24 protein-coding genes are annotated in these 23,955 nt (G+C 64.5%); 4 read left to right on the top strand and 20 right to left on the bottom strand.

Annotation, left to right across the window (positions count from 1 at the left end; translation table 11 throughout):
- Nucleotides 1–93: 93 nt before the first annotated feature.
- From G5S42_RS45835 to hcaE, 6 genes are all read right to left on the bottom strand, one after another.
- Nucleotides 94–369, bottom strand: a complete 276-nt coding sequence (locus G5S42_RS45835; protein ID WP_176110770.1) for a transposase — start codon at nt 367–369, stop codon at nt 94–96.
- A gap of 436 nt (nt 370–805) precedes the next feature.
- A complete protein-coding gene (gene hcaD / locus G5S42_RS31695; protein WP_176110769.1) occupies nt 806–2,032 on the bottom strand; it encodes a 3-phenylpropionate/cinnamic acid dioxygenase ferredoxin--NAD(+) reductase subunit in 1,227 nt (408 codons plus the stop codon).
- A 17-nt stretch (nt 2,033–2,049) separates the two neighbouring features.
- Nucleotides 2,050–2,886 (bottom strand): 3-phenylpropionate-dihydrodiol/cinnamic acid-dihydrodiol dehydrogenase, encoded by an 837-nt coding sequence (gene hcaB, locus G5S42_RS31690; RefSeq protein ID WP_176110768.1) that lies wholly within the window; start codon nt 2,884–2,886, stop codon nt 2,050–2,052.
- Complete coding sequence (gene hcaC, locus G5S42_RS31685) at nt 2,883–3,203, bottom strand: 3-phenylpropionate/cinnamic acid dioxygenase ferredoxin subunit (RefSeq protein ID WP_176110767.1); 321 nt, start codon at nt 3,201–3,203, stop codon at nt 2,883–2,885. Before hcaC ends, hcaB begins: the two co-directional genes overlap by 4 nt.
- Nucleotides 3,204–3,213: 10 nt before the next feature.
- The gene (gene hcaF, locus G5S42_RS31680; RefSeq protein WP_176110766.1) at nt 3,214–3,756 is read right to left on the bottom strand and encodes a 3-phenylpropionate/cinnamic acid dioxygenase subunit beta; all 543 of its coding nucleotides are present in this window, start codon (nt 3,754–3,756) and stop codon (nt 3,214–3,216) included.
- Nucleotides 3,749–5,113 (bottom strand): 3-phenylpropionate/cinnamic acid dioxygenase subunit alpha, encoded by a 1,365-nt coding sequence (gene hcaE, locus G5S42_RS31675; protein ID WP_176110765.1) that lies wholly within the window; start codon nt 5,111–5,113, stop codon nt 3,749–3,751. Before hcaE ends, hcaF begins: the two co-directional genes overlap by 8 nt.
- 124 nt (nt 5,114–5,237) lie before the next feature.
- Between hcaE and hcaR the strand changes: the two genes are divergently transcribed.
- On the top strand, nt 5,238–6,149 hold the full coding sequence (gene hcaR / locus G5S42_RS31670) for a DNA-binding transcriptional regulator HcaR (protein WP_176110764.1): 912 nt from the start codon (nt 5,238–5,240) through the stop codon (nt 6,147–6,149).
- Nucleotides 6,150–6,276: 127 nt separating this feature from the next.
- On the opposite strand, the gene G5S42_RS31665 is transcribed toward hcaR, so the two are convergent.
- The 6 genes from G5S42_RS31665 to G5S42_RS31640 all read right to left on the bottom strand — a co-directional run bounded on the left by G5S42_RS31665 (nt 6,277) and on the right by G5S42_RS31640 (nt 13,360).
- The gene (locus G5S42_RS31665; RefSeq protein WP_176110763.1) at nt 6,277–6,897 is read right to left on the bottom strand and encodes an outer membrane lipoprotein; all 621 of its coding nucleotides are present in this window, start codon (nt 6,895–6,897) and stop codon (nt 6,277–6,279) included.
- A 442-nt stretch (nt 6,898–7,339) separates the two neighbouring features.
- Nucleotides 7,340–7,720 carry a helix-turn-helix transcriptional regulator gene (locus tag G5S42_RS31660; RefSeq protein ID WP_018435697.1) on the bottom strand — a complete coding sequence of 127 codons (381 nt, stop codon included), beginning with the start codon at nt 7,718–7,720 and terminating at the stop codon, nt 7,340–7,342.
- Nucleotides 7,721–7,814: 94 nt separating this feature from the next.
- The gene (locus G5S42_RS31655; protein ID WP_176111923.1) at nt 7,815–9,725 is read right to left on the bottom strand and encodes an ABC transporter ATP-binding protein; all 1,911 of its coding nucleotides are present in this window, start codon (nt 9,723–9,725) and stop codon (nt 7,815–7,817) included.
- A 38-nt stretch (nt 9,726–9,763) separates the two neighbouring features.
- The gene (locus G5S42_RS31650) at nt 9,764–10,756 is read right to left on the bottom strand and encodes an ABC transporter permease (RefSeq protein WP_018435695.1); all 993 of its coding nucleotides are present in this window, start codon (nt 10,754–10,756) and stop codon (nt 9,764–9,766) included.
- A complete protein-coding gene (locus G5S42_RS31645; RefSeq protein WP_176110762.1) occupies nt 10,753–11,706 on the bottom strand; it encodes an ABC transporter permease in 954 nt (317 codons plus the stop codon). The genes G5S42_RS31650 and G5S42_RS31645 overlap by 4 nt, the downstream gene beginning before the upstream one ends.
- A gap of 73 nt (nt 11,707–11,779) precedes the next feature.
- On the bottom strand, nt 11,780–13,360 hold the full coding sequence (locus tag G5S42_RS31640; RefSeq protein WP_176110761.1) for an ABC transporter substrate-binding protein: 1,581 nt from the start codon (nt 13,358–13,360) through the stop codon (nt 11,780–11,782).
- Between the two features lie 495 nt (nt 13,361–13,855).
- On the opposite strand from G5S42_RS31640, the gene G5S42_RS31635 reads away from it, so the two are divergent.
- The 3 genes from G5S42_RS31635 (at nt 13,856) to G5S42_RS31625 (ending at nt 16,935) form a co-directional block, all read left to right on the top strand.
- Nucleotides 13,856–14,746, top strand: a complete 891-nt coding sequence (locus G5S42_RS31635) for a GNAT family N-acetyltransferase (RefSeq protein ID WP_176110760.1) — start codon at nt 13,856–13,858, stop codon at nt 14,744–14,746.
- Nucleotides 14,747–14,942: 196 nt separating this feature from the next.
- Nucleotides 14,943–16,343 (top strand): aspartate aminotransferase family protein, encoded by a 1,401-nt coding sequence (locus G5S42_RS31630; RefSeq protein ID WP_176110759.1) that lies wholly within the window; start codon nt 14,943–14,945, stop codon nt 16,341–16,343.
- A gap of 88 nt (nt 16,344–16,431) precedes the next feature.
- Nucleotides 16,432–16,935: an Lrp/AsnC family transcriptional regulator gene (locus G5S42_RS31625; RefSeq protein ID WP_176110758.1), complete on the top strand. Its 504-nt coding sequence runs from the start codon at nt 16,432–16,434 to the stop codon at nt 16,933–16,935.
- A 35-nt stretch (nt 16,936–16,970) separates the two neighbouring features.
- Here the strand turns inward: G5S42_RS31625 and G5S42_RS31620 are convergent, their stop codons facing one another.
- The 8 genes from G5S42_RS31620 to G5S42_RS31585 form a co-directional block, all read right to left on the bottom strand.
- The gene (locus tag G5S42_RS31620) at nt 16,971–17,375 is read right to left on the bottom strand and encodes a helix-turn-helix domain-containing protein (RefSeq protein ID WP_176110757.1); all 405 of its coding nucleotides are present in this window, start codon (nt 17,373–17,375) and stop codon (nt 16,971–16,973) included.
- An 11-nt stretch (nt 17,376–17,386) separates the two neighbouring features.
- Nucleotides 17,387–18,559 carry an NAD(P)/FAD-dependent oxidoreductase gene (locus tag G5S42_RS31615; protein ID WP_176110756.1) on the bottom strand — a complete coding sequence of 391 codons (1,173 nt, stop codon included), beginning with the start codon at nt 18,557–18,559 and terminating at the stop codon, nt 17,387–17,389.
- Complete coding sequence (locus tag G5S42_RS31610; RefSeq protein ID WP_176110755.1) at nt 18,556–19,932, bottom strand: FAD/NAD(P)-dependent oxidoreductase; 1,377 nt, start codon at nt 19,930–19,932, stop codon at nt 18,556–18,558. Before G5S42_RS31610 ends, G5S42_RS31615 begins: the two co-directional genes overlap by 4 nt.
- Nucleotides 19,911–20,222 carry a (2Fe-2S)-binding protein gene (locus tag G5S42_RS31605; protein ID WP_176110754.1) on the bottom strand — a complete coding sequence of 104 codons (312 nt, stop codon included), beginning with the start codon at nt 20,220–20,222 and terminating at the stop codon, nt 19,911–19,913. The genes G5S42_RS31610 and G5S42_RS31605 overlap by 22 nt, the downstream gene beginning before the upstream one ends.
- Complete coding sequence (locus G5S42_RS31600) at nt 20,219–20,995, bottom strand: amino acid ABC transporter ATP-binding protein (protein WP_018435684.1); 777 nt, start codon at nt 20,993–20,995, stop codon at nt 20,219–20,221. Before G5S42_RS31600 ends, G5S42_RS31605 begins: the two co-directional genes overlap by 4 nt.
- Before the next feature lie 18 nt (nt 20,996–21,013).
- Nucleotides 21,014–21,670, bottom strand: a complete 657-nt coding sequence (locus G5S42_RS31595; RefSeq protein ID WP_129958560.1) for an amino acid ABC transporter permease — start codon at nt 21,668–21,670, stop codon at nt 21,014–21,016.
- A gap of 114 nt (nt 21,671–21,784) precedes the next feature.
- Nucleotides 21,785–22,588, bottom strand: coding sequence for an ABC transporter substrate-binding protein (locus G5S42_RS31590; protein ID WP_176110753.1), 804 nt, complete (start codon nt 22,586–22,588; stop codon nt 21,785–21,787).
- Nucleotides 22,589–22,665: 77 nt separating this feature from the next.
- A complete protein-coding gene (locus G5S42_RS31585) occupies nt 22,666–23,943 on the bottom strand; it encodes an NAD(P)/FAD-dependent oxidoreductase (RefSeq protein ID WP_176110752.1) in 1,278 nt (425 codons plus the stop codon).
- Between the last annotated feature and the right edge of the window lie 12 nt (nt 23,944–23,955).

Genomic DNA, 23,955 nt, shown 5'->3' with positions numbered 1-23,955 from the left:
CGTGGTTTCTTATCGGCGTGCAGCGTGGGACCTGGGCGTGAGCCGTTCAGGCGACTATGAGTATAAGCAGAGAAAGATATGAATTGGCAAGCGTTAGCGGAAATCGATGCGCAGTCCGAGGAGGGCTTCCACCTGTCTCAAGGTCCCATCGCGTCGCCATTGCAGGCACTTTATGTAGCAGGTCCGTGCAGGTGGCATGTCCGGCGGCAAATAGGTCCATGCCTTTTGGTGTGTCGAGACCCATAATATCGCGTTCAATATTTCGCGCGGATGCCTGGGTGTCTTTCCATACCGCCTTGCTTCGTCGAACCGGAAAAGACTGGCGATACGGGCCCAGTCCGCGTCGCTCAGTGGTATGGATGCGGACATATCATTCAATCGTCTTCTTTGCTGCGGGCTCCCACTCCGTCCCGTCAAATATTGATCGCATCATCGACCTCCTTTTTCCGAATCGGGTGCGACGCACCAGTCCCTCTGCCCCGGCGTGGTCATGCCAACGGCCGATGCAACCTCGGAGTTATATCTCGCCTTCGGGGTTCCGCCATTGCCTCCGCCTCGGTCGAAAACATCGTAGGCAACCGTAAATCCGACTTCCATCGGTGCTGGCCGATTATGTCGTCGGAAATGGCTGGCCTGCTTGTCAGGATTTCCTTCGGAGTCAAACGACGTGCTTGCGCCTGTTGGCCGCTTTTTCGTCGAGCAATTCCCATCGGACCTTCATCATCTCGATCGCTGCCTCTTTCCCCGACTATAAGGCCTCCGGGTGAGCCTTTGAGCGTAGCAGACCTACTTCGACAAATCCCCTTCAAACAACTTCTTTGGCGATCTCGCGCATCGTCCGCCCTGGATCGAGCAGTACCTCGCGCGCCAACTTCGCGCGACGCTCCACCAACTGCCGCACGCTGCGCATTTCACGGCCGAAGTTCACGGTGATCGCGCCAACCAGCGCGCCCGCTTCATCAAGCCCGAACAACATGCAAGGTGGCTCGTTGAGTTGCCGGCGCACGATCCAGTCCGGCGCGGACATGTCGCCGACGAACTGCACGTTCAGGCGGCACTGATCGGTCCAGAACCACGGCGCGGTTTGCGCGTCGGGCGCGAGGCCGAGCATGGCGCGCGCTGCCGCAATGCCCTGCTTTTGCGCGTTGTCCCAGGTTTCGTGGCGTCGATAAGTCCCGCTGCTCGCGTCGTGCCGGCTCGCGACATCGCCCGCCGCGTAGATATGCACGTCAGAAGTACGGCACGCCGCATCGATCACGATGCCGTTATCGATCGCGAGCCCAGCGGACCGCGCCAGTGCAATGTCGGGTTGCGCGCCGACACCGCAGATCACCGCGTCGCCGGCAATTCGCGTGCCGTCCTGCAGATTCAGAACGATCTCGCCGTTTTCGCGCGTGGCGTTCGCGAGCGTCGCGCCAAAGTGAAACGTCACCCCTCGCCCGCGATGAACATCGCACAGGAACTGACTGAGCAGCACAGGCGCGCATCTCCCCATGGCCAATGGCGCAGCTTCGATCACGGTGACTTGCGCGCGGAGATCGACCGCACTCGACGCGAGTTCGAGCCCGATCACGCCCGCGCCGACCAGCAGAATGCGCTTGCCGGGGCGCAATTCGCTCGCGAGCTTGCGCGCGTCGTCGAGTGTGCGCAGCGTATGCACGTTCTCGCCTAAAGCATCGAGTAGCGGCAACCGGCGCGCCTGCGCACCGGTCGCGAGCAGCAGCTTGTCATATGCGATCGATGTGCCGTTCGCCAGTGTCAGCTTGCGCGTTTGCCGATCGAGCGTGCTGACAGCCACCCCGATCTGCAATTCGATATCGTGCTGGGCGTAGAAATCATCCGCATGCACGGCACAGCGTGTTTGCTCGGGACGCAACAGCACATCCTTCGAAAGCGGCGGACGCTCGTAAGGCGGATGCGCTTCGTCACCCACCAGCAAGACACGCCCCTCGAAACCTTGCCGGCGTAGTTCGGCGGCTGCATTTGCGCCAGCCTGCCCTGCGCCGACGATCACATAAACGGGACGATTCATGAATCCCTTCTCGCGAATCAAAGATGAAGACCACCCGCGACGTGACGAATGCCGCGAATGCCGAGACCGGCATCAGCATTAATCATCACGCCGCTCAGTACGCGGTTGTTCGCGCGCGAAGCCAGCATCACGTAAGGGCCGGTGAAATCGGCGGGCTCGGGGAAGAACTGCAGCGGCAGGATGCTGGCGATCGCCTCGGGAGAGCGCGAATCCATGATGCGTTTGTCCTCCTGGCCGAGTGCGGTCGGACCGCGCAAATCGCTCGCCATCCCGCACGGGCCGACGCCGTTGACGCGCACCTTCGGCGCGAGTTCGTAAGCAAGCTCGCGGATCAGGCCGACGGCCGCATGCTTGCTGGCGGTGTAGAGCGGGCCGCCGCCGCCCGGATAGAACGACGAATTCGACAGCGTGAAGATCATGCTGCCTTCGCTTGCGATCAACGCGGGCGCCGAGGCCTTCGCGCCGAGCAGATAACCCTTCACGTTGATCGCGAACAGTTCGTCGAATCCGTGGTCCAGTTGTTCGGGGCTCAGATCGAGCAGGCCCGACGCATGATCCCAGATCGCCGCGTTGCCGATGAACGTGTCGAGTGAGCCGAACCGCTCCAGCGTGGCCGCTACGGCACGCGCATTGTCCTCGTGCGAGCGGACGTCGCCCTGCACGGCCACGACCTGCGCGCCGAAGCGCTCGTGAAGCGCGGCCACTTTTTCCGCCGACCGCTCCAGCACGCCAACCCGGCAACCTTCACCCAGAAACCGTTCGACAAGCGCGAGCCCAAGTCCCGAGCCGCCGCCTGTAATCAGCGCGACCTGGTCGCGCAGCCAACCGCTACCCTCGATCTTCGCCGCGCTCATGCAACCTCCGGCATGTCGACGTAGATCTTCCCCTCGACCACAGCGATCGGAAACGTTCTGAGCGGTTCGGTCGCGGGCTGGCACAGCGCCGCGCCCGTCTTCAGGCAAAAGCGCGCCGCATGCAGTGGACATTCGACAGTGCCGTCGTCTTCCACGTATCCGTCAGACATCGAAGCATTGCCGTGACTGCAACGGTCGGCGAGCGCATAGACCTCGCCATTCGAACGGAACACAGCGACGGCCTCGCCGGGGGCGTCCACCTTGATAGCCTCGCCGTCGGATAAGGCGGTGTCTTCACAAACAAGAATGCGTGCCATGATATTCGCTTCAGAAAAGTACGCTGAGGTTATGAGAGTTCAGGGTCGCCTGATCGAGCGTGATCTCGCGGCGGCAAATCTGCCAGGCCGCGGACGTATCCGCGCGACGCACGCGGTCGAAGCGTTTGCCGGCGTAGATCGATTCGTCGCGCTCCTTCTGCGAGCGATACAACAGGTAGTTGAGCCGCACATCGAATTCGCTGGGATCCTGGGTGGCCGTCACCACGACGTTGCTAACCAGGTGTCGCGTTCGCGAAGGCGGCTCTTCCGCCCAGGCCATGCCCGTTTCGAGGCGCGCGATGCGGCGTTCCAGCTGGGCATAGTTATCGTTGAAGATCCAGGTGGTCGGCGGCTGGACGCTACGGCGGCGATCGCGCGTCTGTGCGTTGACGGTCGTGCGCATCGAGTAATGCACGTCCTGCGACATCAGCGCGAGCCAGTCGCGAAAGCGCCAGTCATCGAGCAGTTCGGCCTCGTGATAGAGAAACTGTTCGATCTCGTGATGCAAAGCCAGCGGCACGGTTGCCGGACGGTTCAGCGTGGTTTCAGTCATGTTCGAGCACCTCCTGTTCGTAGGCGCGCGTGCGCTCCAGTACTTCGTCCCAGCTATCGCAGGCGAGCAGATCGGCCCAACGGCGATACATGCCGCGCGCGGCCGTCTCCGAGAAGATGTAGTTGGTCATGCCCGGAATGCCGTCCTCGCGGACTTTCTCGTTGCCGAGTCCCATTTCGACGATCAGCTTCGTCTGACGCGCGCGCTTGCCGCGCAGCACTTTCTGGATCTCCACCCAGTTCTCCGAATCGTCCTGCTCCAGAAAGCCCGCCGGTCCGAATGCGCGTGTCGCGCTGCGTTCGAAGGCCTGTTTGACTTCGTCGGAGGCATCCTTGTCCGCAATGCAGAAGGCCCACACCTCGACCTGGTTCGGGCCGCGTGGGTGCCATACGCGCAACGTGGCGGTGCCGTTCAACCACGACATCGTCGGGAACATATTGTTGTGGCCGGCGAGCCGCAGTGCGCGCACCTTGCCGAGACGCGCCTCGACTTCGGAATACGTATCGCGAAAGTATTGCGACACGACGCCGTCCACCCACACGTTCGCGTCCGGATTCTCTGTGAAGAAAAAGCCGCTGCCGTGGCCGGCCTGGCCGTATTGCAGCGCATCTTTCGCGGTCTCCCACACCGGGCGCGCGGTCTGTCCCGCGCCGAGCGCCTTGTCGTCCTCGCCTGCCTTCGCGCCCAGTACCTGCACGGCCGACGCATGCGAATACAGCGCGTGATACTGATCGCTCGCGAACTGTTCTGCCGGAAACTTCCAGTTGCAGTCGATCACCCACTTATGTACGCCGCCGATGATTTCGGTGCCGCCGGGACGGCGGTCTAGCACGCCGTCCAGATACCACGCGATATCGCCCATGTACGCCTCGAGGTCGGGTGCGCTCGCGTCCCAGTTGCCGAATATGAGGCCCTTGTATTCGGCGACGCGCGTCACTTCCTGCAAGCCGAGCTTCTCCTTGCACAGGCCATGCGGGTAGGCGCGCTGCTCCAGCGGCACGTCGACGAGCGCGCCGTCAGTCCCATAGGACCAGCCGTGATATGGGCACGTAAACGAGCGGGTATTGCCGCAATCGGCGTAACTCACGCGCATCGAGCGATGCCGGCACTGGTTCAGGAATGCCTTGACGGAGCCGTCTTTCTGGCGGACCACGATGATCGGGTCCTCGCCCATGTAGGTGTTGAAGTAATCGCCGGCTTTCGGAATCTGGCTGACGTGCGCGAGGAACAGCCAGCAGCGGCCGAAGATGCGTTCGAGTTCAAGCTCGTACAGGTCGGGGTCCGAGTAAATCGAGGATGCAACGCGGCCATTGCGTGCATCGACCAGCGCGTCGAAGTCGATCTCTTTCTGAGACATTTGGCGTCTCCTCCAATGGAGGTTTTTGGGGATGGGGCAAATGATCGACGGCGCCAGTCACGCTGTAAAATATTTTGTTTGTTTGATTTAAGACATTTGAACGATAACTGGGAGCCCCCACGCCATGGAACTTCGACACTTGCGCTACTTCATCGCCGTGGCGGAGGAGCTGAGCTTCACACGTGCGGCCGAGCGGCTTCGCACGGCTCAGCCCTCGCTGAGCCAGCAGATTCGCGATCTCGAAGAGCAGGTCGGCACGCCGCTGTTCGAGCGCACGCGCCGCAAGGTGGAGTTGACCGAAGCCGGCAAAGTCTTTCTGATCGAAGCGCGTCTGACGCTGGCGCAGGCCGAACGCGCAGTGACGCGGGCGCGTCACATAGGGCGCAAAAGCAGCTCGACTGTCACCATCGGCTTCGTGCCGGCCGCCGAAGTGCGGATTTTCCCGGGCATTCTGCCGCGGCTGCGGCTACGCTTTCCCGAACTGAACGTCGATCTGCGCAGCATTCCGACGTCCGAGCAGGAGCAGATGCTGCTCGACAACGAAATCGACGTCGCCTTCATGCGCAAGCCGATTCGCTCGCCCGACATCCTCTCTGAAGTCGTGCTCCGAGAACCGATCCTGGTCGTACTGCCGGTCGCTCATCCGCTTGCGCGATACAAGCGGATCAAGCCGGCGCAGCTCGACGGCGAAGCGTTCATCAGCACGCATCCGCTTTATTCGGGCGATGTGTATGACGTCGTGGACGGCTACTTCAAACAACATGGGCTGCAACCCAAGGTCATTCAGGTGGCGACCAATATCCTGCTCAACCTGAACCTGATCGGCATGGGACTCGGTTACGGACTGCTGCCCGCCTATACCGCATCGCTGACGAATCCAGCGATCTGCACGAGGCCGCTCGTGGGACCGGTGCCCGAGATCGAACTGTTGATGGCATGGCGCGCCGGCAACCGCTCGCCTCAGCTTGACGCACTGCTGGAGCTGGTGGCGCACCACTCGGACAGTAATCCGGGGGAATCCCGCAACGCCAGCTAAGCTGGCGCAACAGCGAAGCTGGTTTTGTCGCGACAAGATTGCCAGCTATGGCGTAGAGCGCCCGCGTTGGCGTGGTCTCTCGCCTGGCCGCTCCGCGGCTCGTGACGCCAAGCGACAGTCTCCGTAATCAGTAGCGGGAAAGCTGGCTGCCGTTGACCTGCACGCGCTCGCCCGGACGCAGGTCGCCGGGCGTCGGCACGTCGAACGCGCGCGTTGAGCCGTCGCTCAGCTGCACGTCGATCTGGTAGCCGGCGGGCCGACCCATCTGCTGGCCGATCTGGTTGCCCGCGTAGGCTCCACCGAGCGCGCCGATGACGGTCGCTGCGTCGCGACCGTGCCCGCCCCCGATCTGATTACCGAGAACGCCGCCAACCAGCGCGCCGACGACGGTTCCCGCGATACCCGAAGTACCCGTGGCAGTACTCAAGGGCTGGATGCTTGAGATCGTGCCGTACTGCGTGCCATATTGATTGCCGTATTGCGTGTTGTACTGCGACCCGTACTGGCCGCCGTTTTGTGTGTCATACGGCTGTTGCGGCGCAGGCTGCGGCGCGTAGCCGGGTTGCTGCACGGTGCCCGGTTGCGCGTAGACGGGCTGGCTATACGCGGGCGCTGCATACTGGCCCTGGTAGCCTTGCTGCGAGCCGTACGGCGCGTAGCCCGGGGCAACGCACGCCGACAACGAAAGACTTGCTGCAACGACAAGCGCAGCGTTCAGGGCGAACTTGGTAGAGAGCATGGGCATCAAGGTATGGTTGGCATTTCTGCCGCGCCGGGCACGGCGAGCATAAAGAGGAAGGCGGTTGCGCGGCAGTATAAGGAAAGCCCGCCCAAACGTCCGCTGCGCGACGGTAACAACGTGTAAAGTCCGCTGCCGGGTGAATGGCGACGGGCGCCGGCATATCCGGATCGCGACGGCATTGCGAACACTCTGGCGGTTGCTGCTGGTGCCGCACTCGGCACCAGGAGTGCGCTGCACGTTAGCATTCGCTACAGAGCGCCTTGCTGAAGCGCGCATCGAGCCTTCCGTCATCACAATGCCCTGACGCCGGCAGATTTCTCGCGCCCCTGAGACGCCGATGCTCAACCGGTCTATCTGGTTCGGCTCTGCCTTGAGACGTCGTAGGTTGCGCGAGTTCGAGACCGCCCGCGATTGCATTGATCGACAGCATTGCCGTTGCGCGATCGCTTTATCGGCATGCGCTGACCGCCTCCGGCGAAGCGACGAAATGCCCGGGCGTCACGCCGACCGCGCGCCGGAAATGTCGGCCAAGGTGACTCTGATCGAAAAACCCGACCTCGGTCGCGACCTCAGACGGCGGGACGCCGTCGCGCAATAGCCGCTTCGCGTGTTGGATCCGCACCAGACACACATAACGATGCGGCGAGATTCCAACTTCTTTGCGGAACAGCGTCGCAAAACGCGACACACTCAAGCCCGCCGTCGCCGCGAGCGTCGCAAGACTGACCGGCTGCGCGAACGAGCTGTCGATAAAGGCCACGGCCCGCCTGATCGCACGCGACATCACCACGGTCGTGCCGCTGGCGGTGTAGTCGAAGATTCCAGTCATGTCGTATCCCTTCGGGCCACCAAATCATGCGCGCCGCTCCGACGACACCGATTCGGCAAGGCCGATGCCGTCATCGTGTAGCTCGAGTTCGCCATCAGACGCGCAGCGTGACAGACTGCGCGAGCCCACCAGCCGCAGTAGCGCCGTCCGGCGGTCCGTTCTGGTATTGCTCCAGTTCCGCTTCGCTGCGATGGCACAGCACCTGAGCGCCGCTCGCGAGCGTGCGCGCGGCCGGCGGCGTGCGGTTGCAGACCCCATCGATGCGCAGCGGGCAGCGCGCGAGAAACGTGCATAGCTGCGGCTCATCGGCCGGCTCGCCGATCGGCGGCAGCGCCTGATGACAGCGCTCGCCCGCTTCTTCGAGCCAGCCGGCGCGAAGCTCCGGCGCGGACGACACCAGCAGATGCGAATACGGGTGGTACGGCGGCGCCGACAACGCGTCGCGGTTACCCGCCTCGACGCGGTGCCCTGCGTACAGCACGACGATGTCGTCGCTGATCGCGCGCACCTTGGCGATGTCGTGCGTGATGAACAGATACGACACGCCGAGCTTTTTCTGCAGATCGCGCAGCAGTTCGAGAATGGCTGCGCCGACCACCGTATCGAGCGCGGAGGTGACTTCGTCGCAAAGGATCAGCTTGGGTTCGGCGGCCAGCGCCCGCGCGAGATTCACGCGCTGTTTTTGCCCGCCCGACAACTCCCCGGTGCGACGCTGCGCCAGTTCGGCTGGCAGGCGAACCAGACCAAGCAGTTCGGCGACGCGGCGCCGCGCGGCCTCGCCCTTCATACCGCGATAGAACTTCAGCGGGCGCGCCAGCGTGCGCTCGACGGTATGCGTCGGGTTGAGCGCGGTGTCGGCGTTCTGGAACACGATCTGGATACAGCGAAACTGTTCGCGGCTGCGACGGTTCAGGTTGGCGGCAAGCGGCTCACCATCGAGCAGCAGCTTGCCGCGCGCCATCGGCACGAGCCCCGCGATCACCTTCGCGAGCGTCGTCTTGCCCGAACCCGACTCGCCGATCACGCCCACCGTCTGGCCACGGCCGATTGCGAGGTCGACGTCGCGCAGAATGACCTTGTGCGGCCAGCCGTGCGCGTCGGTGCCGCCGTAGCCGGCCGTCAGCCCGCGCAGTTCGAGCAGCGGCGCCGCGTTGCGATGCGACGCGTCCGGCGCGGCAGCAGCGGGTGCAACGGGCGTTACCGCGGCGATCAGGCTCTGCGTATAAGGATGGGCCGGCGCATGCAGAATCTGCTCGGTACGGCCCGTTTCGCGAACCTCACCGTTGCTGAGCACGACGATCCGATCGGCCATCTGCGCGACCACCGCCAGATCGTGCGACACATAGACGGCGGTCATTCCGCATTGCCGGATCACGCCGCGAAACGCTTGCAGCACGTCGATCTGCGTCGTGACGTCGAGCGCCGTGGTCGGCTCGTCGAGGATCACGAGGGCGGGGTCGGTGATCAGCGCCATCGCCGCCATCAGCCGCTGCAACTGGCCGCCCGACACCTGGTGCGGGTAACGCTGGCCGATCTTCTGCGGGTCCGGCAGCGCGAGCGCGCGGAACAGTTCGACCGCTTTTGCCTGCGCGGCGCGCTTGCTGAGCGTGCCGTGAATCAGCGCGCTTTCGATCACCTGGTCCATGATCGAGCGCGCCGGGTTGAACGCGGCCGCCGCGCTTTGCGCGATATAGGCGACCTTGCGGCCACGCAATCCCTCGAGCTGTTTCGGCGAGAGTCCGAGCACGTCGGTGTCGCCGACCCGGATCGAGCCGCCCGCGATGCGGCAGCCGCTGCGGGCATGGCCCATCAGCGACAGCGCGATCGTGGTCTTGCCCGAGCCCGATTCGCCGATCAAGGCGAGCACCTCGCCGCGCGCAATCTCGAAGTCGATGTCGTGCACGATCGTGGTATCAGGCTCGCCGGGGCGGCTTCCCACCACGCGCAGGCCCCGCACTTCGACCAGATTGGACGAAGGTAACGACGCGGTCTGCGAGGCGGTCATCAAGTCCGCCTGAGCACGTCTGAACAGGTGTCCCTTCATCAATGGCCTCCATCGGCATCGGGCATGTTCTTGCGGCGCCCACGATGCGGCAGTCCGTCGATCAGCAGGTTCACGCCGACCGTCAGCACCGCGATTGCGATCGCGGGCAGGATCACCACGGGCACGCCTTCACCGAGACCGGCGATGTTCTCGCGCACCAGCGAACCGAGATCGGCATACGGCGGCTGCACGCCCAGGCCGAGAAAGCTCAGGCTGCTCAGCAGCAGCACGACGAACGTGAAACGCAGCCCGGTGTCGGCGAGCATCGGGTGGATCATGTTCGGCAGCATCTCGAAGCACGCGATGTAAAGCGCGCTTTCTCCGCGCGCCCGGGCGACTTGCACATATTCGAGCGTGCCGATATTGACCGCGAGCGAGCGGGCGATCCGGTACGAGCCCGGCATGTAGCTGATGGCCGCTGTCGCGATCAGCAACGGCAGCGACGAGCCGAACGCGGCGACGATCATCAGCGCAAACATCTTCGACGGTATCGAGGTGACCGCATCGAGCAGCCGGCTCATGGTTTCGTCGATATGGCGGCCGGCGACGGCCGCGAGCAAGCCCAGCATCGTCCCCGTGAGCGCGGCGAGCAGCGCCGCGGCGAGCGCCAGCACCACCGTCAGCCGCATGCCGTAGATGATGCGGGTCAGCATGTCGCGGCCCAGGTAGTCGGAGCCGAGCGGCAGCTTCGCGCTGAAGCCAGCGAAGACGTCGGGCGTGATGATCGCGCCCACCGCGTGCGGCGCGATCCACGGCGCGAACGCCGCGACGAACAGAGCGCAACTCACCATCGCGAGACCGATCCAGCCGCCGGTCGACAGATTCATGCGCTGCGCGACGCTGCGACGGCGCACCGGCCGCGGCGCCGGAGCGCCGCCGCCACGCCAGGACCGTGGTGGCTCCGCGCCCTGCGGCAGCATGCTGCTGCGCTGCACCGGCTCGAGCGCGCCGAGTTGGTGAGACGAATCGGAAGAAGGTCGAAGAGTCGTCATGTCCGCAGCCTCGGGTTCGAGATGATGGCGCACAGGTCGGCTAGCAGCACGAGCATCAGATAGCCGAGGCAGAACAGCAGCGTGCAGGCCTGCACGAGCGGGAAGTCGCGGTTGCTCACCGCGTCGACCATCAGGCTCGCGAGGCCCGGATAGTTGAAGATGGTCTCGACGACGATCACGCCGCCAAGCAGATAAGACAGGCTCAGCGCGATCGCGTTGGCAATCGGGCCGATCGCATTCGGCAGTGCGTGGCGCAGTACCACGCGCGCGGGGCTCGCGCCCTTCAGCATCGCCATTTCCACGTACGACGAACTGAGCTGCTCGATCACCGCGGCGCGGGTCATGCGGGCCATCTGCGCAATCACGACTGCGCAGAGGGTTACGACCGGCATTGCATACGCGCGCAGAAAGTCGTGCAGGCTCTCAATGTCGCCGCTGTACGACAGCGCGGATAGCCAGTGCAGCTTGACGGCCAGCACCAGCACCGCGAGCGTCGCGATCAGGAACTCGGGCGTGGCGACCAGCGACAGCGTACCGAGGCTCACGATGCGGTCGATCAGCGAGTCGCGCTTGACCGCCGCCAGGATGCCCGCCGACACCGCGATCGGCACCGACACCGCGGTGGTGATCGCCGCGAGGGTCAGCGACTTCGGCAAGCGCCCTTCGATCAGCTCGGAGACCGGCAGATTATTCGATAGCGACACGCCGAAGTTCGCGTGCAGCAGACCGACGAGCCAATGAAAGTACCGCAGGTAAGCCGGCTGGTCGAGACCGAACTGCTGGCGCAGCGCCGCGACCGTTTCGGCCGTCGCCGACTGGCCGAGTGCGGCCTGCGCGGCATCGCCGGGCAACAGATTGGTGATCACGAAGATGATGATCGAGACGATCACCAGCGTCAGCGCGGTGACGGCGATGCGCCGGCCGATCAACTGGGCGATATTCCCGTTCATAGGCATGACCTCCTCGGTTGAGGCTTTGGGGCACGCGCCGGGCGCGCCCGGCGCGTGCGCGCGCTTCAGCGTGTTACGCGTTCCACCACACGTACTCGGCGAAGTTGAAGCCCATCATCGCGCCGGTAGGTATGGGTTGAAGCCCTTGCAGGCGCTTGTCGTTCGCATCGAGCAGGCTCAGGAAGGCCGGAATGCCGATGCTGCCCTGCTCCGCTACCAGCACCTGCATGTCGCCGTACATCTGCTTGCGCTTCGCATCGTCGGTTTCCGAGCGCGCGGCGACCAGCAGCTGGTCGAACTTCGGGTTGTTCCAGCCCGACTCGTTCCACGGCGCGTCCGACTTGAAGAACTGCGTGAACAGCACGTCGGCGCTCGAGCGGGGATTGACGCTGCCAAACCCGAGCGGATGCTTCATCCAGTGGTTCGACCAGTAACCGTCGGCCGGCACGCGGTTGATGTTCAGGTTCACGCCGATCTTCGCGGCGGACTGCTGCAGCAGCACGCCCATTTCGATCGAGCCGTTCGCGTCGGTCGTCGCATAGATCGGCGGCAACGCCGTCCCGATCGCTCCGGCTTTCTGGAAGTAGAACTTCGCCTTGTCCGGATCGTGCGGCCGCTGCGGCAGCGACGCATTGAAGTAACGGTGGCTGGGCGGAATCGGCTGATCGTTGCCGACCACCGCATAGCCGCGAAACACCGCCGTGCGGACCTGGTCACGATCGAACAGATACTTCATGCCCTGTACGAAATCGGGGTTGCCGGTCAGCGGATTGTCGTGTCGCATGATCAGATCGGTATAGAGACCCGACTTGGTCTCGCGCACCTCATAGCCCGGCGTCGCGGCAATGCGCTGCGTCGAGCGCGGATCGACGGCGCTGATCAGTTGGACATCGCCGGACAGCAGCGCATTGATGCGCGCCGCGTCGTCGCCGATACCGATCAGCTCGATCTGGTCGAGGTAGGGGCCGCCGCCCGTCTTCCAGAAGTTGTCATTGCGCACGCCGACTGTCGAGACGCCGGGCTTGAACGTCTTCACCTTGTACGGGCCGGTACCGACGGCCGTCGTGAAGTCCGTCGTGCCGTCCTTGATGATGACGAATTGCGGCGTGGCGAGAATCACCGGCAAGTCCGCGTTGGGCGACGCGAGCGTCAGTGTGACTTCGTTGGGGCCGGTCTGCTTCGCTTCCACGAACTGATCGGCCAGCGTCTTCACCTTCGAAGCAGTGGCCGGATTCTTATGACGCATCAGCGAGTAGACGACATCGGCGGGCGCAAGCGGCTTGCCATCGTGGAAGGTCGCACCCTTGCGCAGCTTGATCACCCACACCTTCGCATCGCTCGTGTCCACCGCTTCGGCGAGATTCATCCGCGGCGTCAGCGAACTGTCGAGTTGCGTCAGGCCGCTGTAAAACATGAAGAAGCGGATGTAGTCGGCGCCTGCCGATCCCTTGGCCGGGTCGAGCGTATCCGCGGTCGACGATGAGTCGTAGGCGACCCGGATCTTGCCGCCTTTCTTCGGCGCGGTCGCCGCAAGCGCGGGGCGAGCGCCCGCCAGCAAGCCTCCCGCGCCGGTGGCGAGCATGCCGCCGGCAGCCAGCAAACGCATCATGTCGCGGCGGCTGAAACCGCCCGTTTTGATTTCGTCGTCGTACATGCGAACTGCTCCTCACTGGTGATTGAACGTGGGATATCCAGCATTGGTGTTCGACGGCGCTCCGCGTGCTGGTCGCGGCGCGGCGGCACTGCATGAATCGATTTAAGCACTGCCAAAAATGGCTTTGATCGCGTATCGCTGGATTCGACCATTCGAAAACATGGTTTTGAGTGGTCCAAACAGCATGATTTGCCGCCCCTGGCATTGACCCTGACGCGCGAGCCCGGCGCCGTGCGCGATCTTCGAAGCGAGGCGTCGGTGCATGCACATCATCGTAGCGGCGAGCGCACCGCGGATTGCACCGACAAAATTGGCCATTTCAGCACACCGCACGCAATCTGCACGACCGAACCACACATTTCGCGTGGCATGCCCGGCATGGGCGCAGCGGCGCCTCGCCGGGCGCGGCACGCACCACGATGAGAAGTTCGTACTAGTCAACGCGCAAGCAACGTGCAACAGTCGCGGCACGGCCGACAAATCACGGAGCACCCCGTGCCCGATTCAACCAAGCACGCACTTTTCACCTACCGACGCCTGAGCGCCAACGACCTGCCCGCCGCACAACGCCTGTCCGCCGCGATCGGCTGGCCGCACCGCCGTGAAGACTGGGGGTTCTCCGCGCACACGGGAATCGGTTTCGTCGCCGAGACGGCAGGCGCATTGGTCGGCACCGTGGTGTGCTGGAAGTTCGGCGCGGATCAGGCGACGCTCGGGATGCTGCTCGTCGCGCCGGAGCATCGCGGCCTGGGTATCGGCCGCACGCTGCTCGCTTGCGCGCTCGACGAGATCGGCAAGCGCGACATCACGCTCTATGCGACCGACGCTGCCCAGCCCATGTGCGAGGCGCTCGGCTTCGAGGCCTGCGGCGCACTCGACCAGATGCAGGGCGCGGCGTTCCGTCCGCCGCTCGTCGCGCTGGCCGCCAACGAGCGGCTGCGCCCGCTCGGCGCGAGCGACGCCGTGCAACTCGTCGAGCTCGCATCGCGCGCGAGCGGTCTCGACCGCAGCCACGTGCTGCCACCGCTGCTCGATCTGGCCGACGGTATCGCGCTCGATCGCGACGGCGAACTCCTCGGCTTCTCGTTGTTCCGCCGCTTCGGACGCGGTTTCCTGATCGGCCCCGTGGTCGCCGTCGCGAGCCCGGACGCCGTGCACGCCAAAGCGCTGATCCGTCATTGGCTCGCCCTGAACGAAGGCGCGCTGGTGCGCATCGACGTGCCGCACGGGCAAGGCCTGCGAACGTGGCTAACCGGCCTCGGCCTCGCACCCACGGAGACGGTCGTCAGGATGCGGCGGATCGCATCCGCGCAAACCCGTTCCGAGCCGACGCGCGCCGACGGCTCGCTGCATCAGTACGCGCTGATCGCGCAGTCGTTGACCTGACGCGGCCACGAACGCTCGGGCTGAACTCCCGTTCGCGCCGCTATTAAGCACGCGCGGCAGAAAATGCTGTCTGTGGGGTAGAAAACGCTGCGCCTGCGCTCTTTGAGCATTTTTTTGGCGGAACGGCTCGCATGCGGCTCTCGCTACTATCAAGGGGTGACGCTCACCTGATCGCAACCTGCGGGGAAATACCACCATGTCAAGAACATCGCTCATCGACGCCGACCGCAAGCATCTGATTCACCCGGTCATCAACTACCGCGCGCACGAAGCGCGGGGCACCACCGTACTCGAATCCGGACACGGCGCGTATCTGCGCGACATGGACGGCAACGAACTGCTCGACGCGTTCGCGGGCCTGTGGTGCGTGAACGTCGGCTACGGCCAGCAGAGCATCGTCGAAGCGGCGACGCGGCAGATGACGAAGCTCCCCTACGCGACCGCCTACTTCCACTTCTCGTCGGAACCTGCCATCGAACTGGCCGAAAAGCTGGTTGCGCTCTCCCCCGCTTCGCTGCAGCACGTCTACTTCACGCTCGGCGGCTCCGATGCGATCGACTCGGCGGTACGCTTCATCACGCATTACTTCAACGCGACGGGGCGTCCGACGAAAAAGCAGATGATCGCGCTCGAGCGCGGTTATCACGGATCGTCGAGCGTCGGCGCGGGGCTCACCGCGCTGCCCGCGTTTCACCGCAACTTCGATCTGCCGCTGCCGCAGCAGCACCACCTGCCGTCGCCCTATGCATACCGTCAGCCGCACGGCGACAACGCGCAGGCGCTGATCGCCGCGTCGGTCGCCGCGCTCGAAGCGAAGGTGGCCGCACTCGGCGCGGAGAATGTCGCCGCGTTCTTCTGCGAGCCGATCCAGGGGTCCGGCGGCGTGATCGTGCCGCCGGTCGGCTGGCTGAAGGCGATGCGCGACGCGTGCCGCCGTCTCGACATCCTGTTCGTCGCCGACGAAGTCATCACGGGCTTCGGTCGTACCGGTCCGCTGTTCGCATGCGAGGCGGAACAGGTCGAGCCGGATCTGATGACGGTGGCAAAGGGGTTGACCTCGGGCTATGCGCCGATGGGCGCGGTGCTGATGTCCGACGAAATCTACCAGGGCATCGCGGGCGATGCGCGCGATACCGCGGTGGTCGGTCACGGCCAGACCTACTCCGCGCATCCGGTCAGCGCCGCGATCGGCCTCGAAGTGCTGCGTCTCTATCAGGAGGGTGGTCTGCTCGCTAACGGTATTGCGCAGGCGCCGCGTTTTGCCGCCGGACTCGACGCGCTGCTCGATCATCCGTTGGTCGGCGACTCGCGTCATCGGGGCCTGCTCGGCGCGCTCGAACTCGTCGCCGACAAGGATTCGCGCGCACGCTTCGATGCGTCGCTGAAGCTGCCGGACCGGATCGCCGAAGCGGCCTACCGCAACCGGCTCGTGTTCCGCGCGTTCGGCGACAACATCCTCGGTTTCGCGCCCGCGCTTTGCTTCGGCGAGGCGGAATTCGACCAGCTGTTCGGCCGTTTGCGGCGCACGCTCGACGAAGTGCTCGACCATGCGGAGGTGCGCGCCGCGTTGCGCGGCGCAAGCCGCGCAGCCGCCTGAGCGCGTGATAACATCGGCCTGCGCGTCGCTTGACTCTGGCGTTGCGCCATGCAGCGAAAAGCAGAACCTTCGACGGGCAGACCGATACATGACGACAAGCGGCGACACGAAGCTGGACCGGATCGACCTGCGTATTCTTTCGCAACTGCAGAAAAAAGGCCGCATCACGAACGTCGAGCTTGCTGACGCTGTGGGGCTCTCGCCGAGCCCCTGTCTGATTCGCGTGAAACGGCTCGAAAAGGCCGGCTATATCGTCGGCTACGGCGCACACATCCAGCTGCAGAAACTCGGCGACGTGCAGATCGTGTTCACCGAGGTCACACTTGCCGACCATCGCCGCGAGGACTTCGCCAAGTTCGAGGCGGCGATCCGCCCCGTGGAGGAGATCATCGAATGCCATCTGGCGAGCGGCGGATACGATTATCTGCTGAAGTTCGTCACGCGCAGCGTCAATCACTATCAGAGTGTGATCGAAGGACTGTTGGAGCGCGACATCGGCATCGAGAAGTATTTCAGCTACGTGATCATCAAGACGCCATTCGTGAAATCCGAATACCCGCTGGAAACACTGTTCTCGCAACGGCATCAATGAAGCGGTCGCGGGCCCGATGAGCCTTCAGGTCGCAATCAGCCGTTGGTGCTCAGCCACTCACCCGGCGTTATGCCAAGCACGCGCTTGAAATGCCGGCATAGATGGCTTTGATCGAAGAAGCCCACCTCGGCCGCGACGATCGACGGCGGCATGCCTCGCCGCAGCAGGCGTTGCGCATGCCGTACGCGCACCAGCCTCACGTATTGCTGCGGCGACACGCCAATCTCCGCGCTGAAGCGCACCGCAAACCTCGAAATGCTCAGCTCCGCGACGGCGGCCAGTTCGGATAGGCTGATCGGCTCGGCGAAACATGCATCGATGAAGTTGACCGCGCGCTCGACGGCGCGGCTCACTCGATCCGGCACGCGTGCCGCATGACGGTTCGCGCCCGCGAGATCGGGCGCGGATGATGACGACGAGGTTGGACTCAGGCTCAGCATCGACGCTTCGCTTAAGCAACACGCGAGCTGGCCGCAGCCGCCGGCGCCGCACCCCGGCTGGCCGCGAAGCGGCGGATGTCGAACGGCTCGAGCGGCGTGCTGGTCGCACCCGTGTCGATCAGTTCGGCCATCGTGTCGCCGACGCCCGGGCCCAGCTGGAACCCGGCGCCGCAAAAACCGAACGCATAGAACAGGCCGCTCGTCGTGCCGCTCGCGCCCATGATCGGCCGGTCGTCGGGCATATAGCCTTCGACGCCGCTCCATACCCGGATGATGTTCAGCCTGCGCAGCATCGGCGCGACGCGCTGCAATTGCCTGAACTGCAGCAACGTGCTTTGCGGCAGGACCTTCGCACGGCGTTCGTCGAGATACGCCGGCGCACGCGCGCAACCGCCGATCACGATATTGCCGCGCGCGACCTGGCGGAAGTACACGACCTCCTCGATCTGCGGCGACGACACGCCGACCACCGGCTGGATCGCATACGGCACGGGTTCGGTCACAGCCATTTGCGGGCCGTTGACGGCGATCGGCACCGCTTCGCCAAACTGCTCCGAGAGCAGATTACCCCACGCACCCGCGGTGATCAGCAGCACCGGGGCATGGAAGGTACGGCCGTCGGCGCTCGTCGCGCGAAACTCGGCGCCCTCTTTTTCCACCGTCACGACATCGCAGTTTTCGACGATCTGCGCGCCGAGCCGCGCCGCCGCGCGAGCAAACGCGGGCGCCGCGAGCCGCGGATTCGCGTGCCCGTCCATTTGCGAGTACGAGCCCGCCAGCACCTCGGCACCGAGAAACGGAAACCGTGCGCGCAGCGCGTCGCCGCGCAGCAGATCGAGCTTGAGACCGTAGTGCGCGGCCTCCTTCGCGTAGGTTTCGAACTGGTCGGCCTGCTCTTCGCGATAACAGACGCGCACATGGCCGGACATCAAAAACTCGGCGTCGTGCTGGATCAGTTCGGGCAGACGCCCCCAGATTTCGCGCGAACGGTTCGCAAGCGGCAGTTGCGGCAGAAAGCGCCCTTGCCGGCGCACGTTGCCGAAGTTGGTACCGCTCGCCTGCTGACCAACGAGCTGGCGCTCGAGCAGGATCACCGAGCGGCCCCGTTGCCTCAGAAAAAATGCGGCGGAAGCACCCATAAACCCGCCGCCCACGATCAGCACATCGGCTTGTGCGCGGTTCATTCGGTATCCTCCACGGTTGCAATGGCCAGCGGCTTCACGGGTGCCTGCCCGCGAAGCCTGCCAACCTGCTCGAGCGGCACGTGCGCGGCTGCCGCGATCACCTCGGCGCCCGCATGGCCGCAGTAGCGTCCCTGGCAGCGCCCCATGCCGACGCGGCTGAACGCTTTGGCGCGGTTCGCTTCCTGCGCGCCTTCGTCGCGCACCACGCGGCGCAGTTCGCCCGCGGTGATGCCTTCGCACCGGCAAACGATCGTATCGTCGGGCAGACGGGCCGCCTGCCCGGCAGGCCACGCAAACGCTTCAGCGAGACCGAGCCGGAAGCGCTCCATTTTTCGCTGTTCGCGCGTCAACGTGGCAAGCGTCGCGGCCGGCACCGCACGCCCGAGATCGCTCAACGCAGCGTAGGCCGCGAGCCGTCCGGCGATCTCCGCGCCATCCGCGCCGAGCACGCGCGCACCGTCACCGGCGATATAGACGCCCTTTTCGGTCGCGCGGCCGAGTTCATCGATTTGCGGCACCCATTGCCGCGTCGGCGCATCGAAACGGAACGCGCAGCGCGCGAGGTCGGCCAGCTGAGTTTCCGGGCGCAGGTGATAGCCGAGACCCACCGCGTCGCAATCGAACCGCGCGACCTTGCCGCGCGCATCGCGAAAGCGTACGCCAAGCACGCCGTCGTCCGGCGTGCCGAGAATTTCGAGCGGCTCGATGCCGTTTTCGACCCGCACGCCCGAGCGCTTCAACGCCGCCACGAGCGCGCGGCCCTTGCGCAGGACGTCGACGCGCGCCAGCAATTTGGGCAGCGCACGCAGCCGCGCACCGGTCGTCGACGTGTCGAGTACTGCCGCTACCTTGGCGCCTGCCTGCACATACTGGTTCGCGACCAGATACAGCAATGGGCCGGTCCCGACGAATACGACCTGGCGGCCAATCGCGCAGGCCTGCGATTTCAGCGCGATCTGCGCGGCGCCGAGGCTGTAGGTCCCGGCGAACTGCCAGCCCTTGACCGGCATCAGCCGGTCGGTCGCGCCGGGGCACAGGATCAGCGCGTCGTAGCCCAGCGCGCTCGCGTGGCCTTCATGCACGATATGCAGCTTGCCTTGCGCGACGTTCCACGCGAGCGTCTGAGGACGGTAATCGATCTGCGGGCGCAGTCGCTCGAAGCTGCGATGCAGGTCCTCCGCGCGCGCGGCTTCAGTGCCGTACAGCTTCGCGTACGGTCGCGTGAAGCCGTCGGGCTGGCGCCGGTAGATCTGCCCGCCGTCGCGCCGGCCTTCATCGACGACGATCGAGCGGATGCCGGCCGCCAGCAATGTTTCCGCGCAGCGCACCCCTGCGGGTCCTGCGCCGACGATTACGATGCGAGGTTCGCCCATTGGCCCTCCGGTTGCGTCGTGACGACGCGCATGCCTGCTTCGACCACGGTGGTGCAGGCGCGCAGCCGCTCGCCGTCGGCGGTCCATACCCAGCAATCCTGGCACGCGCCCATCAGGCAAAAGCCGGCGCGCTTTTCAGCACCGAATTCGGACTGCCGCACATGCCGCACCGAGCACAGCATCGCGGTGAGCAACGTGTCGCCGGCCAGCGCTTCGACGGTGTCACCGTCGATCGTCAGCTCGACTTTGACGCGAGCCGTCTCGCCCAAGCGTACGAATCTGCCGTTCATGCCGCGGCTCCCGCCATGCCGTCCGGCGACACGTGAGCGTCGCTGCGATTGCTCAGCACGTGCCGCAGGAATTCGCGGGTACGCGCCTCGCGCGGCGAACCCAGCACCTGCTGCGCAGTGCCCTCCTCGATGATGAGTCCCGCGTGCAGAAAGCACACCCGGTCTGCCACTTCACGCGCAAAGCCCATTTCATGCGTGACGACCAGCATCGTCATGCCTTCGCGCGCAAGGGTGCGCATCACGCCCAGTACTTCGCCGACCAGTTCCGGATCGAGCGCCGAGGTCGGCTCGTCGAACAGGATCGCCTTCGGCTTCATCGCGAGCGAACGGGCAATCGCCACCCGTTGCTGCTGCCCTCCCGAAAGCTGATGAGGATAGGCGTGCAGCTTGTGGCCGAGCCCGACCTTGTCGAGCAGTTCGGACGCTTCGCGTTGCGCTTGCGCACGCGCAAGGCGTTTGACGTGCACGGGCCCTTCCATCACGTTCTCGAGCGCGGTGCGGTGCGGAAACAGATTGAAGCGCTGAAACACCATGCCGACCTGGGTGCGCAACTGGTTGATGTTGCGCGCGCGCTGCTCGACGCGCTCGCCGAGCAGGCGGATTTCGCCTTCGTCGTAGGACTCCAGCGCGTTAATGCAGCGCAGCAGGGTTGATTTTCCCGAGCCCGACGCACCGATCAGGCAGACCACTTCGCCCTGGTTCACGTTGAGCGAAATGCCCTTGAGAACAGGTACGGAGCCAAAACTCTTGTGCACATTCGTGATTTCGATCATCGCATCCTCACTTCGCACTTACCTGGCCCTGTGCCGACCGAATCGTCGTTCCAGATTGCGGGTCATGCTCATCAGCGGCAGGCTCATCGCCAGGTAGCCGAGCGCGACGAGTGTGTACACCGTCAGATTCTGAAACGTCGACGACGCGATCAACTGGCCTTCGCGAGTCATTTCGGCGACCGTGATCGTCGATGCAAGCGATGAGTCCTTCAGCATCATCACGAGCGTGTTGCTGTACGGTGGCAGCGCGACCTTGATCGCCTGCGGCAGGATCACCCGTACCATCGTCTTCACGCGACCCATGCCGATCGACTGCGCGGCTTCGTACTGGCCCGGATCGACCGCCTCGATACCCGCGCGGAAGATTTCCGCGACGTAAGTCGAGTAACCGAAACCCAGCCCGATGATGCTGGCCTGCAACGCCGACACCTGGATGTGGATATCCGGCAGCACGAAGTAGATGTAGAACAGCAGCACGATCATCGGCAGACCGCGCACGACGTTGATCATCGCGCTCACACCGCGTACCACGTGCGGATAGCGCGACATCTTCAACAGCGCCCAGGTCAGGCCGAGCACGGTGCTCAACAGCAGACAACCCAGCGTGATGATGATGCTCATCATCGCGCCTTGCAGCAAAATCGGTACAAAGTCGGCTATATCTTGCCAGCGCATGTCGTGCCTTCCATTGCTCTTTGCATTCGTTCAGTCCGCCGCTCCGCTGGGCGGCGAACATCGCAGGGCGGGTCCCGCGTCGTGGCGGGCCCGCCTCTTGTCACGAGAAGCGAATCAGCTCGTGAGGTGCCACTTCTTCAGGATCGTGTCGAGCGTGCCGTCGGCCTTCATCTTCGTCAGCGCGTCGTTGATCTTCGCCATCAACGCGCTGTTGCCCTTCTTCACCGCGATCGCGATGTCGAACTTTTCCATCGGCACATAGGCATCTTCGACCCGCGTTCCCGCCATCGCGCCCGCCGCCTCCTGGGCCTTCAGGATCGGATAGTCGTTGAAGCCAGCGACGATGCGGCCAAGCGCGACGTCACGCGTCATGTCGGCTGGGCTGTCGTACATCTTCACTTCGGTGAAGATACCGAGCTTCTTCAACTGATCGCCATAGTCGGTGCCGGTCGGCGCACCGACCGTCATGCCCTTCATGTCCTGCACCGAGCGATAGACGGCCTTGTTCGAGTCCTTCACGATGATGCCTTCGCCGAACGCCGTAACCGGCTGCGAGAAATCGACCACTTCGGCGCGCTTCGGCGTCGGCGTCATGCCGGCCACGATGATGTCGATCTTGCCCGATACCACCGACTGGATCAGCGCCGAGAACGGCACCGCGTCGTACGACACGTTAAAGCCCTCGCGCTTGCCGATCTCTTTCACGACGTCCGGCATCAGACCTTCGATCTTCTGGGTCTTCACGTCCATGAACGTAGTCGGCGCGCTCGACGGCGGCGAGCCTGCGGTCAGCGTCGCCGTCTCGGCGGCGTGGGCGGCGCCGAACATCATCGTCATCGCGAGGCCCGCGCCAGCGGCAAAGCGCTGCACGGTGTTGAAACGGACGGCGGAAGCAGGCTGGAACACGAAACGCAACATGGGGATTTCCTTTGGGAATAGTGATTTTCAATCTGCGCGCTGCCCTGGCATCTGACAGTAGCGATCAGTCGATCCGTTCAATGCAGTACATCCTGCAACCTGTAATACGCGCCGACCAGCGGCAGAAACCACGCGCGTCCGAAGTGTCCTGGAATCGCGGGCCATTCGAGCGTTCGCCACGGATTGCGCGCGGCGGCGCCGAACATCACGTCGGCCATCAGTCGACCCATGTGCACGGACATCTGCACACCGTGACCGCTGTAGCCCATTGAATAAAACAGTCCTTCATGCTGCCCCGCACGCGGCAGGCGGTCGGCCGTCATATCGACGAGGCCGCCCCAGCAGTAATCGATGCGCACATCGGTCAGTTGCGGGAAATAGCGGGCGAGCCCGTCACGCAGAATCCGCCCGCTCTTTTCGTCCGAACGCGGGTTCGACATCGCAAAGCGCGCGCGGCCGCCGAACAGCAAACGCTCGTCGGGCGTGGCCCGAAAATAGTTGCCGATGTTCAGCGTCGTCACATACGAGCGGCGCGTCGGCAACAACGCATCGAGGCGGTCCTTGCCGAGCGGCTCGGTCGCGACGATGAAGCTGCCGACCGGTGCGATGCGGCGCCGGAACCATTGCAGCGGACCGACCTGCGACGCGCCCGTGGCGATCAGCACGCGCCCGGCGCGGACCGTGCCGAGCGGACACTGCACGTCGAACGCGTTGCCGCCGAGCGGCTTGAGGTCCGTCACTGGCGCGTTCTCGTAGATCTGCGCGCCGCGGCGTGCCGCCGCCGTGCCAAGACCCACGCCGAATTTGCCCATGTGCATCTGCATGCCGTTGCGCTGCACGAGACCGCCGAAAAAGCTGTCAGACGCGAGCTCCTTGTGAATCTGCTCGGGCGGCACCAGTTCGACGTCGGGATCGACCTCGCGCCGCAGTACCTCGTACGTCTTCGCGAGCGACGCGAAATGCTGCGGCTTCGCCGCGAGCTTGATCTTCCCGGAGTGGCTCAAATCGCAGTCGATCTGCTCTTCCGCAATGATCGATTTCACCGTCTCGACGGCGCCCGCATACGCGCGATAGAACTCCGCCGCGCGCTCGCTGCCGATGCGCGCGGACAACGCGGCGTAGTCCTGCGCGACGCCCGTATTGCAATGGCCGCCGTTACGGCCCGATGCCTGCGCCGCGAGCCGGCCCGCCTCGAACACGATCACCGACTTGCCGCGTTTGGCGAGTTCCAACGCCGCCGACAGTCCGGTGAAGCCGCCGCCGACCACGGCCACGTCCACCCGCTGCGGCAGTGGACTCTGGGCGCCTCCGGTAAACCGTGGCGCGGTGTCGAGCCAGTAGGAGTCGAGCTTCATCGTGATGCATTC

Source organism: Paraburkholderia youngii (assembly GCF_013366925.1).
GTDB classification, from domain to species: domain Bacteria; phylum Pseudomonadota; class Gammaproteobacteria; order Burkholderiales; family Burkholderiaceae; genus Paraburkholderia; species Paraburkholderia youngii.
Note: the sequence above shows the minus strand (reverse complement) of the source record. Positions and strands in the feature narration are given on the sequence as shown.

Bases quoted from the DNA above. Each gene is read 5' to 3' on its own strand.
- G5S42_RS31625 (WP_176110758.1), top strand. From the start codon at position 16,432: ATGACGACAAGCGGCGACACGAAGCTGGACCGGATCGACCTGCGTATT.
- hcaC (WP_176110767.1), bottom strand. From the start codon at position 3,203: ATGGCACGCATTCTTGTTTGTGAAGACACCGCCTTATCCGACGGCGAG.
- G5S42_RS31590 (WP_176110753.1), bottom strand. From the start codon at position 22,588: ATGTTGCGTTTCGTGTTCCAGCCTGCTTCCGCCGTCCGTTTCAACACC.
- G5S42_RS31600 (WP_018435684.1), bottom strand. From the start codon at position 20,995: ATGATCGAAATCACGAATGTGCACAAGAGTTTTGGCTCCGTACCTGTT.
- hcaE (WP_176110765.1), bottom strand. From the start codon at position 5,113: ATGTCTCAGAAAGAGATCGACTTCGACGCGCTGGTCGATGCACGCAAT.
- hcaD (WP_176110769.1), bottom strand. From the start codon at position 2,032: ATGAATCGTCCCGTTTATGTGATCGTCGGCGCAGGGCAGGCTGGCGCA.
- G5S42_RS31620 (WP_176110757.1), bottom strand. From the start codon at position 17,375: ATGCTGAGCCTGAGTCCAACCTCGTCGTCATCATCCGCGCCCGATCTC.
- G5S42_RS31605 (WP_176110754.1), bottom strand. From the start codon at position 20,222: ATGAACGGCAGATTCGTACGCTTGGGCGAGACGGCTCGCGTCAAAGTC.
- G5S42_RS31610 (WP_176110755.1), bottom strand. From the start codon at position 19,932: ATGGGCGAACCTCGCATCGTAATCGTCGGCGCAGGACCCGCAGGGGTG.
- G5S42_RS31615 (WP_176110756.1), bottom strand. From the start codon at position 18,559: ATGAACCGCGCACAAGCCGATGTGCTGATCGTGGGCGGCGGGTTTATG.
- G5S42_RS31630 (WP_176110759.1), top strand. From the start codon at position 14,943: ATGTCAAGAACATCGCTCATCGACGCCGACCGCAAGCATCTGATTCAC.
- G5S42_RS31595 (WP_129958560.1), bottom strand. From the start codon at position 21,670: ATGCGCTGGCAAGATATAGCCGACTTTGTACCGATTTTGCTGCAAGGC.
- hcaR (WP_176110764.1), top strand. From the start codon at position 5,238: ATGGAACTTCGACACTTGCGCTACTTCATCGCCGTGGCGGAGGAGCTG.
- G5S42_RS45835 (WP_176110770.1), bottom strand. From the start codon at position 369: ATGTCCGCATCCATACCACTGAGCGACGCGGACTGGGCCCGTATCGCC.
- G5S42_RS31585 (WP_176110752.1), bottom strand. From the start codon at position 23,943: ATGAAGCTCGACTCCTACTGGCTCGACACCGCGCCACGGTTTACCGGA.
- hcaF (WP_176110766.1), bottom strand. From the start codon at position 3,756: ATGACTGAAACCACGCTGAACCGTCCGGCAACCGTGCCGCTGGCTTTG.
- G5S42_RS31645 (WP_176110762.1), bottom strand. From the start codon at position 11,706: ATGAACGGGAATATCGCCCAGTTGATCGGCCGGCGCATCGCCGTCACC.
- G5S42_RS31660 (WP_018435697.1), bottom strand. From the start codon at position 7,720: ATGACTGGAATCTTCGACTACACCGCCAGCGGCACGACCGTGGTGATG.
- G5S42_RS31640 (WP_176110761.1), bottom strand. From the start codon at position 13,360: ATGTACGACGACGAAATCAAAACGGGCGGTTTCAGCCGCCGCGACATG.
- hcaB (WP_176110768.1), bottom strand. From the start codon at position 2,886: ATGAGCGCGGCGAAGATCGAGGGTAGCGGTTGGCTGCGCGACCAGGTC.
- G5S42_RS31650 (WP_018435695.1), bottom strand. From the start codon at position 10,756: ATGACGACTCTTCGACCTTCTTCCGATTCGTCTCACCAACTCGGCGCG.
- G5S42_RS31655 (WP_176111923.1), bottom strand. From the start codon at position 9,725: ATGACCGCCTCGCAGACCGCGTCGTTACCTTCGTCCAATCTGGTCGAA.